At 71.6% G+C, this 9,896-nt stretch carries 10 protein-coding genes and 1 pseudogene; 7 read left to right on the top strand and 4 right to left on the bottom strand.

Going from position 1 to position 9,896, the window contains the following annotated elements; translation table 11 throughout:
• Nucleotides 1–327, bottom strand: a pseudogene (locus EFK10_RS28405) (RNA polymerase subunit sigma-24); the annotation flags it as partial.
• Between the two features lie 88 nt (nt 328–415).
• On the opposite strand from EFK10_RS28405, the gene EFK10_RS28400 reads away from it, so the two are divergent.
• Nucleotides 416–1,741, top strand: a complete 1,326-nt coding sequence (locus tag EFK10_RS28400) for a cell division protein PerM (RefSeq protein WP_240677521.1) — start codon at nt 416–418, stop codon at nt 1,739–1,741.
• A gap of 41 nt (nt 1,742–1,782) precedes the next feature.
• Here the strand turns inward: EFK10_RS28400 and EFK10_RS28395 are convergent, their stop codons facing one another.
• Complete coding sequence (locus EFK10_RS28395) at nt 1,783–2,568, bottom strand: hypothetical protein (RefSeq protein WP_127358513.1); 786 nt, start codon at nt 2,566–2,568, stop codon at nt 1,783–1,785.
• A 218-nt stretch (nt 2,569–2,786) separates the two neighbouring features.
• On the opposite strand from EFK10_RS28395, the gene purN reads away from it, so the two are divergent.
• Together purN and purH are read left to right on the top strand one after the other, a co-directional pair.
• A complete protein-coding gene (purN, locus tag EFK10_RS28390) occupies nt 2,787–3,389 on the top strand; it encodes a phosphoribosylglycinamide formyltransferase (protein WP_127358512.1) in 603 nt (200 codons plus the stop codon).
• Nucleotides 3,386–4,945, top strand: coding sequence for a bifunctional phosphoribosylaminoimidazolecarboxamide formyltransferase/IMP cyclohydrolase (gene purH / locus EFK10_RS28385; protein ID WP_127358511.1), 1,560 nt, complete (start codon nt 3,386–3,388; stop codon nt 4,943–4,945). The genes purN and purH overlap by 4 nt, the downstream gene beginning before the upstream one ends.
• Nucleotides 4,946–5,018: 73 nt before the next feature.
• On the opposite strand, the gene EFK10_RS28380 is transcribed toward purH, so the two are convergent.
• A complete protein-coding gene (locus tag EFK10_RS28380) occupies nt 5,019–5,672 on the bottom strand; it encodes a hypothetical protein (RefSeq protein ID WP_127358510.1) in 654 nt (217 codons plus the stop codon).
• Between the two features lie 137 nt (nt 5,673–5,809).
• A complete protein-coding gene (locus tag EFK10_RS28375; RefSeq protein ID WP_127358509.1) occupies nt 5,810–6,583 on the bottom strand; it encodes an RDD family protein in 774 nt (257 codons plus the stop codon).
• A 132-nt stretch (nt 6,584–6,715) separates the two neighbouring features.
• Between EFK10_RS28375 and EFK10_RS28370 the strand changes: the two genes are divergently transcribed.
• From EFK10_RS28370 to EFK10_RS48885, 4 genes are all read left to right on the top strand, one after another.
• On the top strand, nt 6,716–7,570 hold the full coding sequence (locus tag EFK10_RS28370) for a bifunctional methylenetetrahydrofolate dehydrogenase/methenyltetrahydrofolate cyclohydrolase (RefSeq protein ID WP_127358508.1): 855 nt from the start codon (nt 6,716–6,718) through the stop codon (nt 7,568–7,570).
• Entirely contained in the window at nt 7,560–7,955 is a 396-nt protein-coding gene (locus EFK10_RS28365) for a DUF3017 domain-containing protein (RefSeq protein ID WP_127358507.1), read from the top strand. Before EFK10_RS28370 ends, EFK10_RS28365 begins: the two co-directional genes overlap by 11 nt.
• A 49-nt stretch (nt 7,956–8,004) precedes the next feature.
• A complete protein-coding gene (locus EFK10_RS28360; protein WP_127358506.1) occupies nt 8,005–9,222 on the top strand; it encodes an NADP-dependent isocitrate dehydrogenase in 1,218 nt (405 codons plus the stop codon).
• 98 nt (nt 9,223–9,320) lie between these two features.
• On the top strand, nt 9,321–9,896 hold a 576-nt coding region (locus tag EFK10_RS48885; protein ID WP_240677520.1), incomplete at its 3' end, for a helix-turn-helix domain-containing protein.

Genomic DNA, 9,896 nt, shown 5'->3' with positions numbered 1-9,896 from the left:
CGGCAGTCGCAGCAGGGCCGTGCGCAGGGCCAGGCCGGGACCGGCACGGATGCGGCGCCGCGGCCGGCGCAGGGGGACCCAGCGGTGCCGGGGCGCGAGGGCGTAGTCGTGCGCGGCGGCGCGGATCCAGCCGGCCGGGTCCGGGTCGACGGCGACGGTGGGCCAGTGCTGCCAGGCGACGACGAAGGCGTGCCGTACGGCGCGGCGGGCGAGCCGGGGGTTGCCGGTGAGCAGCTCGACCTGGCGGACGACGGGGCCCGCGCACTGCGCGTGGAGGGCGTCGAACGCCGCCGCAGGGCTTGTGCATGATCGTGCGATAAGCCGCATAGCGTCATATTCGGCGACACGGTTACCACTCGCCACGCTGCCGGGGCAAAAGGGGTTCTTCAGGGCAGCATGGGGTGGCGTGACCCATATGACCGACCGCAACGACCGCACGCCGTCCCTGCCGTCGCTGCCCGAGAGGGCGCCCTCGTCCCTCGCGGGAGGGGTGGCGGCCGCAGGCCTGGGGCTGGGCGCGACGGCCGTGCTCGTCCTCTTCCTGTGGATCATCTCCCCGTATCCCGACAGCGGGGGCATCCAGGGCACGCTGCACGTCGCCGCCGACGTCTGGCTGCTGGCCCACGGCACGGGCCTCGTACGCATGGAGACGCTCGGTGGGGCGCCCGCGCCCGCCGGGATGACGCCGCTGCTGCTGGCCGCGCTTCCGGCATGGCTGCTGTACCGGGCCGGGGCGGACTCGGCGGCCGACGAGGGCGAGGTCGGCTGGGCCGCGCTGGGGTGGCTGGTCGGCGGCTATACGGCGGTCGGTGGCTGCGCCGTGCTGTACACCTCGTACGGTCCGGTGCGCAGCGACGCGCTCGGCGCGCTGCTGCACCTGCCGGTCTTCGCCCTGCTCGCGGCTGCCACAGGGGCCTGGTTCGAGCGCGGCCGGCCGCCGATTCCGCTGCCCGGGGCGGTGCCCCGCGAGGGAGCCGTCGGGACGCTGCGGGCCGCCGCGGCGGGGCTGGCGGTGCTGCTGGGCGGTGGGGCGCTGCTGACAGCGGTGTCGCTGGTGTGGCACGTGGGAGCGTCCGCCGGGGCATTCGGGGAGTTGAGCGATTCGGTGTCCGGGATGTTCACGGTGCTGCTGGTCTCCATCGCGCTGGTCCCGAACGCGGCGGTGTGGGGCGCGGCCTATGCCCTCGGTCCCGGCTTCTCCATCGGTGCCGGCAGCATCGTCGCCCCGGCCGGTGCCTCCGGCTACCCTGTACTCCCGGCCTTCCCGCTGCTCACCGCGCTCCCGGAGCAGGGCGGCGGTACGCCCGTGACCTGGGCCGTTCTCGCCATCCCCGCCGGTGCCGGGCTGGCGGTCGCGCACTTCGCGGTGGGGCGTACGACGCGGGGCACGGCGGCCGTCACCGCCTGCGCTGCGGGGCTGTGCGGCCTGGTGGTCATGGGGCTCGCGGCTGTCGCCGCCGGGCCGCTCGGCGAGGGGACGCTCGCGGACTTCGGGCCCTCCGCGTGCTGGGCGGGAGCCGCGGCCTGCGCCTGGACCCTGGTGGTCGGGCTGCCCGTGGCGCTGGTCCTGCGGTGGTGGCGGCTGCGGGACTCGGAGCCGGCGGCGCCGACAGGGGCTGTCGAGCTGCCGGCCGAGCAGCCGCCCGGACTTCCGGAGCCGGAGGCATCCGAGACGGCCGCCCTGATGGACTTCCCGTCGGTCCCGCCGGGACGGCACCGGGCCGGTGACCCGCGTGAGTGACTCGCGTGAGTGACTCGCGTGAGTGACCCGGCGTCGTCTGCTCAGCCGTTGTCGATGACGGAGCGCAGGGGCTTCGGGAGCAGATCCGCGCAGGCGGCGCGGGAGGAGGACGTGAGGGCGTCGCGGGTGCAGGAGTAGTAGTCCTGGTACACGAACTGGACCGTGTACGTCGCCGCGACGAGGAGTATGGCCAGGCTGCCGGCGACGATGCCGCTGATGGCGGCGGTGCGCTGGGGCTTGTCCGCGAGCTCGCCGGTCGGGACCTGGGGGCGGGGGTCCTCGTCGTGGACGGGCGCGCGGGAGAGGGCGGCGGCAGCGGCGGAGCGGGCGTCGGCGCGCTGCTCGGGCTTCATACGCAGCGCGGAGATGCCCCAGTAGAGGGCGAGCGCGCCGAGGAGCAGCGAGAAGGACGTCCAGCCGAGGAGGGCGAAGAAGAGGCCCCACATGCCGGACAGCAGGGCGTAGCGGGCCCGCCGCTGGGCGGGGTCCGTGGGGTCGAAGCGGAGCCCGGAGGGGCCGCCCGCGCCGTTGCCACCGGAGCCGGGACCGGAGCCGGGACGGGGACGGGGGCCGTCGCCGAGGCCGCCGGGCTGATGGCCGGGCTGTTGGTCGCTCCACTGGCCGCCCCAGGCGGGCGGCGGCGGGGGAGCGGGGCGCTCGTCCTCGGGACCGGAGGAGTCCTCCGGGCGGCGCGGCTGCCAGGGCTGCTCAGGCGCGTCCTCGGGCGGCGGAGCGAACGGGTTGTCCTGGGGACGCCGCTCACGCAGCGCGGTCGCCACGCGGTGGGTGGTGGTGCTGCGGCCGCTGCTCATGGTTGCTCGAGTCATCCCCTGCTCGTGTCAGATACGTCACGTCCGCTACGCGCGTACGCCCTTACTCCTCAGCAGACGCTACCGTCCGCGCGCTCCCCCGTCCCGTGGGGGCCGTTCGGTGTGCCGGTATCGTTGCTGACGGTCGGCGGCCTCGTAGGGTTCCCTGGAATCTCAGGGCCCCCCGACTCGTATGATCCTCCATATCGCCGCATCTTCCCGAGGGACCACCTGCCGTGGCTGCGTTTCCCCCACCCTCCCGTCTCGTCGTGCTCGTGTCCGGATCGGGCACCAACCTCCAGGCCCTGCTGGACGCCGGCGCGAACGTCGTCGCCGTCGGCGCCGACCGCGAGGGCATCGTCGGCCTGGAGCGTGCCGAGCGGGCCGGACTGCCGACGTTCGTCGCGAAGCTGAAGGACTTCGGCAGCCGCGAGGAGTGGGACGCAGGTCTGGCCGAGGCCGTTGCCTCCTTCGAGCCCGACCTGATCGTGTCGGCGGGCTTCATGAAGATCGTGGGCAAGGAGTTCCTGGCCCGCTTCGGTGGCCGCTTCGTCAACACGCACCCCGCTCTGCTGCCGAGCTTCCCCGGCGCGCACGGGGTGCGCGACGCGCTCGCGTACGGGGCGAAGGTCACCGGCTGCACGGTCCACTTCGTCGACGACGGGGTCGACACCGGCCCGATCATCGCGCAGAGCGCGGTCGAGGTCCGGCCGGGCGACACGGAGGAAGCGCTCCACGAGCGCATCAAGGAAGTCGAGCGAAGGCTGCTCGTCGACGTCGTGGGGCGGCTGTCCCGCGATGGGTATCGCATTGAGGGACGAAAGGTTCTGTTGCCGTGAGTGCCGAGAGCAAGCGGGAGATCCGTCGCGCGCTGGTCAGCGTCTACGACAAGACCGGACTGGAGGAGTTGGCGCGCGGTCTCCACGAGGCGGGGGTCGAGCTGGTCTCCACCGGTTCGACGGCCGCGAGGATCGCCGCCGCCGGGGTGCCGGTCACCAAGGTCGAGGAGCTGACCGGCTTCCCCGAGCGACTGGACGGCCGGGTCAAGACGCTGCACCCGCGTGTGCACGCCGGCATCCTCGCGGACCTGCGCCTGGAGGACCACCAGCGGCAGCTGGCCGAGCTGGGCGTCGAGCCCTTCCAGCTCGTGGTCGTCAACCTCTACCCCTTCAAGGAGACCGTCGCCTCCGGGGCCTCGGACGACGAGTGCGTCGAGCAGATCGACATCGGCGGCCCCTCCATGGTCCGTGCCGCCGCCAAGAACCACCCGTCCGTGGCAGTCGTCGTCAGCCCGCAGCGTTACGCCGACGTGCTCGCCGCCGTCCGCGACGGCGGCTTCGACCTGACGCAGCGCAAGCGCCTGGCCGCCGAGGCCTTCCAGCACACCGCCTCCTACGACGTAGCCGTCGCGAGCTGGTTCGCCAACGCGTACGCCCCCGCCGACGACAGCCCCTTCCCGGACTTCCTGGGCGCCACGTACGAGCGCCAGAACGTGCTGCGCTACGGCGAGAACCCGCACCAGGGCGCCGCCCTGTACGTCGACGGCTCGTCCGGTCTCGCCTCCGCCGAGCAGCTGCACGGCAAGGAGATGTCTTACAACAACTACGTCGACACCGAAGCCGCGCGCCGGGCGGCGTACGACCACGACGAGCCCTGCGTGGCGATCATCAAGCACGCCAACCCCTGCGGTATCGCCGTCGCCGCCGATGTCGCCGAGGCCCACCGCAAGGCGCACGCCTGCGACCCGCTGTCCGCCTTCGGCGGGGTGATCGCCGTCAACCGGCCGGTGACCGTCGAGCTGGCCGAGCAGGTCGCCGAGATCTTCACCGAGGTCATCGTCGCGCCCGCGTACGAGGACGGTGCGGTCGAGGTACTGGCCCGCAAGAAAAACATCCGCGTCCTGCGGGCCCCCGAAGCGCCGTGCGCCGTCAAGGAGTTCCGGCCGATCGAGGGTGGCCTGCTCCTCCAGGAGAAGGACCGCCTCCAGGCCGAGGGCGACAACCCGGCCAACTGGACGCTGGCGACCGGCGAGGCGCTGTCCGACGGCGAGCTGGCCGAGCTGGCCTTCGCCTGGCGAGCCTGCCGGGCCGTCAAGTCCAACGCCATCCTGCTCGCCAAGGACGGCGCCACGGTCGGCGTCGGCATGGGCCAGGTCAACCGCGTCGACTCCGCCAAGCTCGCCGTCCAGCGGGCCGGCGCCGAGCGCGCCGCCGGCTCCTACGCGGCGTCCGACGCCTTCTTCCCCTTCCCGGACGGCTTCGAGGTGCTGGCCGAGGCGGGCGTCAAGGCGGTGGCCCAGCCGGGCGGTTCTGTCCGTGACGAGCTGGTCGTCGAGGCCGCGAAGAAGGCGGGCGTGACGATGTACTTCACCGGCACGCGGCACTTCTTCCACTGACGCATACGTACGCGGACGTACGCGCACATACGAAAGCCGCACCTCACGAGGTGCGGCTTTCGTATGCGATGGCTCAGTAACGCGGGCGGTTGAACCAAGCCGCCGTCTCGGCCTTGGCCGAGAAGACGATGACCAGGATGGCCAGCACCAGTGGCAGCAGCGCGAAGACGCCCCCACTGAAGAGGTTGATCACGCCGCCGACCAGGACCAGCGCACCGATGACGATCGCCCCGGTACGCGTGCCCGGGCCGCCGGTCTTGAACTTCGTGCCCATCGCGATGCACAGCGCGCCGAGCGCGAGGGCGAACACCCCGGCGAACCACAGCACTCCGATCGGCAGGGACGAGGAGTTCGTGTCGTCGAGTGCCGACAGAGCGGCGGCGCCGACAAAGACGAGCAGCGCGGCGACGATCTCCATGCCACCCAGTACGAAGAGCAGCGTGCGGGCCGTCTTCGGGGCCTGCGGCATGACCTCGGGGCCGCCCGCATAGCCGTAAGGAGCCTGGGGCTGCTGCGGATAGGCACCGTAGGGCTGAGCTCCCTGCGGCGGCTGTTGCTGCTGCTGTGGGTAGCCGTAGCCGGGCTGCGGCTGCTGGGGCGGCTGCTGCGGGTACCCGTACGGCTGCTGCGGCTGCTGAGGCGGCGGCTGCTGGCCGTACGGCTGCTGCGGCTGCTGAGGCGGCGGCTGCTGGCCGTACGGGTTGTTGGGACCTGGCGGGTAACTCACGTGAGTCTTCCTCCGAGCGGATGGGAGCTGGGGGCACCCCCAGACTCCGTCCGGGGGTGCCCCCACCAGCCTTCGGCCGGGGGGACCCCCACCGGACGGAGTCTGGGGGAGGACGCCAAGCCATTCTTATCGGATGATTACCGGGTTTTGACGACAACCGACTTGACGATCTTGTCGGCGAAGGTCTGCGACTTGTCGTCCCACAGCGGCCAGAGGTAGCCGATGCTGCAGGCGGCCGAGTCCAGTCCGTGGCACAGCCGGCGCACGAAGGCCATGCCGAAGCCCAGCGGGCGGCCGTCGGCCTCGCGCAGCACCGTGATGCCGAGCGCCTTCTTGCCCGGGGTCTGGCCCTTGGTGCCTTCCATGTAGCACATGACCAGGCCCCCGACGAAGGCGAGCAGCCCGCCCAGCATCAGCAGGGCGATGGCGCTGCCGGGGACGCTCGGCGACGGGCACGTGCTGTAGGTGCCGCTGTAGTCGCAGTTGTTGGTGCTGTCGACGATCGTGCTGATCATCTGGGCGTACCCGACGACCATCAGGATCATCGGCACCAGCAGGAAGATGAGGTAGTCGACGAAGTACGCGCCGACCCGCGCGCCCCAACTGGCGTACGGAGGCATCCCGGGGACCGGGCCGCCCGGGTAACCGCCCTGGTAACCGCCGGGGTAGCCGCCCTGCGGGGGATATCCACCCTGCTGGGGGTAGCCGCCCTGCTGCGGGTAGCCCTGCTGCTGGGGGAAGCTCTGCGGAGCCGGCGGCTGCTGCGGGTAGCCGTAGCCGGGCTGCGGCTGTTGCGGGGCGGCCGGGGGCTGCTGCGGGTAGCCGTACGGCTGCTGGGGCTGCTGCGGCTGCTGGGGCGGCTGGGGCGGCTGCTGGCCGTAAGGATTGCTGGGACCGGGCGGATAACTCACGTGCTGATTCCTCCGAGCGGGGACGATGAGTCCGGAGTGATGATTGGGACGACGTCACATCGTCGTGGCCCGCTGGCCGCCCTGTCCAGCGGCTTGTCCGGCGGCGGTACGCGGACCTGAGAGGATGGGGGCATGACCGCTCAGATTCTCGATGGCAAGGCCACTGCCGCCGCGATCAAGTCCGAACTGTCCACCCGCGTCGCGGCGCTCAGGTCGCGGGGCATCACCCCCGGCCTCGGCACGTTGCTGGTCGGCGACGACCCGGGCAGCCGCTGGTACGTCGCCGGAAAGCACCGCGACTGCGCGGAGGTCGGCATAGCCTCCATCCAGCGCGAGCTGCCCGACACCGCGACCCAGGAGGAGATCGAGGCGGTCGTACGGGAGCTGAACGACAACCCCGAGTGCACCGGCTACATCGTGCAACTCCCGCTCCCCAAGGGCATCGACACCAACCGCGTCCTGGAGCTGATGGACCCGGCCAAGGACGCCGACGGCCTGCACCCGATGAGCCTCGGCCGGCTGGTGCTGAACGAGCCCGGCCCGCTGCCCTGCACCCCGAACGGCATCGTGGAGCTGCTGCGCCGCCACAAGGTGGAGGTCAACGGCGCGCACGTGGTCGTCGTCGGCCGCGGCGTCACCGTGGGCCGCTCGATCGGCCTGCTGCTGACCCGTAAGTCCGAGAACGCCACCGTCACCCTCTGCCACACCGGCACCCGCGACCTGGGCGCCCAGCTGCGCCAGGCGGACATCATCGTGGCGGCGGCGGGTGTCCAGCACCTGGTGAAGCCCGAGTACGTGAAGCCGGGCGCGGCCGTCCTCGACGTCGGCGTCAGCCGGGACGAGAACGGCAAGATCGTCGGCGACGTCCACCCCGGCGTGGCCGAGGTCGCGGAGTGGATCTCGCCCAACCCGGGCGGCGTCGGCCCGATGACCCGCGCGATGCTGCTGGCCAACGTCGTAGAGGCGGCCGAGGGCCATGTCGGCTGAGCGAAGCAGGCGCTTCCCGGCCCGGACGCGTACGACCACCCGCCCCGAGGGCGGCGGCCGTGCCACAGGGCCCCACGCCCCCGCACCGGCCCGTCAGTGGCCGATCCTGGCGGTGCTGGGCGCGGTCGCCGTCGGGCTGCTGCTGACGGCGGCGGGCAGCTTCCGGGCCGGCATCGTGCTGATCGGCGCCGGCCTGCTGCTGGGCGCGGGGCTGCGCTGGCTGATGCCGTCGGTGGGGATGCTGGCGGTGCGAAGCCGGTTCACCGATGTGATCACGTACGGGTTCCTCGGCACGGTGATCGTGCTGCTGGCGCTGATGGCGCAGCCGAACCCGATCCTGGACATCCCGTTCCTGGAGGACATCGTGCGGTTCTCGGTGCGCTGACCCGGTGCGGTTCCCGGGGCCATGGGGGCGGGCCGAGTAGCTTGCTCCCATGGCGAAGATCAAGGTGGCCAATCCCGTCGTCGAGCTCGACGGCGACGAGATGACCCGCATCATCTGGCAGTTCATCAAGGACAAACTGATCCTGCCGTACCTCGATATCGAGCTGAAGTACTACGACCTCGGTATCGAGCACCGCGACGCCACCCGCGACCAGGTCACGGTCGACGCGGCGAACGCGATCAAGGAGTACGGCGTCGGTGTCAAGTGCGCCACCATCACGCCGGACGAGGCCCGGGTCGAGGAGTTCGGCCTGAAGGAGATGTACCGCTCCCCGAACGGCACCCTCCGCAACATCCTGGGCGGGGTGATCTTCCGCGAGCCGATCATCATCGACAATGTGCCGCGCCTGGTCCCCGGCTGGACCAAGCCGATCGTCGTCGGCCGCCACGCCTTCGGCGACCAGTACCGCGCCACCGACCTGAAGGTCCCCGGCGAGGGCACCCTCACCCTGAGCTTCACCCCGAAGGACGGCTCCGATCCCGTCGAGCTCGAGGTGTACGAGTTCCCGGGCCCCGGTGTCGCTATGGCCATGTACAACCTCGACGCCTCGATCCGCGACTTCGCGCGGGCCTCGTTCGCGTACGGCCTGGACCGGGGCTTCCCGGTGTACATGTCGACGAAGAACACGATCCTGAAGAAGTACGACGGCCGGTTCAAGGACCTCTTCCAGGAGATCTTCGACGCCGAGTTCCGCACCGACTACGAGAAGGCCGGGCTCACCTACGAGCACCGCCTCATCGACGACATGGTCGCCTCCGCCCTGAAATGGTCGGGCGGCTACGTCTGGGCCTGCAAGAACTACGACGGCGACGTCCAGTCCGACATCGTCGCGCAGGGCTTCGGCTCACTCGGCCTCATGACCTCCGTCCTGATGTCCCCCGACGGCAGGACCGTCGAGGCCGAGGCCGCGCACGGCACGGTGACCCGCCACTACCGGCAGCACCAGCAGGGCAAGCCCACCTCCACCAACCCCATCGCCTCGATCTTCGCCTGGACCCGCGGCCTCGCCCACCGCGGCAAGCTGGACAACACCCCCGAGGTCACCAGGTTCGCCGAGACCCTGGAGCGGGTCTGCGTGACGACCGTCGAGAACGGCCAGATGACCAAGGACCTGGCGCTGCTGATCTCCAAGGACCAGCCGTACCTCACCACCGAGGAATTTCTTGCCTCGATCGACGAGAACCTGCGCAAGAAGCTCGCAGTCTGAGACAGACTCCGTCCGTTTTGGTGCCCTGTCCGGAAAACCCTCCGGGCGGGGCACTGGCGTTCTAACGTGGGTCGCGGGACGTGGGGGAGGGGACCGCCGTGACGCTGTGGGAGCCGTTGCCGGACACCATGAGCGCCAACGCGCGCCGGCTCGCGGTGCAGTTGCGCAGGATGAAGGACCGCAGCGGCCTCGCCGTGCCGACGCTGGCCGCGCGCACATCGCAGAGCACGGAGTCCTGGGAGCGCTACCTCAACGGCGCCAAGGTGCCGCCTCGCGACGCGGTCGAGGTCCTCGGGCAGCTCTGCGGAGCCGACTACGAACGCCTCGGCGCCCTGTGGGAGTTGGCCGAACACGGCGGCGGCACCTATGTGCCCGACCCGGACCCGCTCGACCCGCTCGCCCCCGGCGAAGGGCTGCCGAAACCGCACCGGTGGCGCAGGAGACTGCTGGTGAGCGGCTTCGGCCTGGTGCCGGCCGCCGCGCTCGGCCTGCTCGTGCTGGCCGGCCTCACCGCGGACAGCAGCACCGGACGGGCCCAGGCGCCCGCCACTTCGGCGCCCCCGGCGGCGGCTCGCACCGGCACGCAGCACCCCGGCGCTTTACCGGTGGGCACCGCGCCGGGTGGCGACGGAGGCCGTACGCCGGCGACCGCACCGCTCGACGCCGGGCCGGAC

Source organism: Streptomyces soli (assembly GCF_003999195.1).
Lineage (GTDB): Bacteria > Actinomycetota > Actinomycetes > Streptomycetales > Streptomycetaceae > Actinacidiphila > Actinacidiphila soli.
This window is presented reverse-complemented; position numbering and strand designations above follow the sequence as displayed.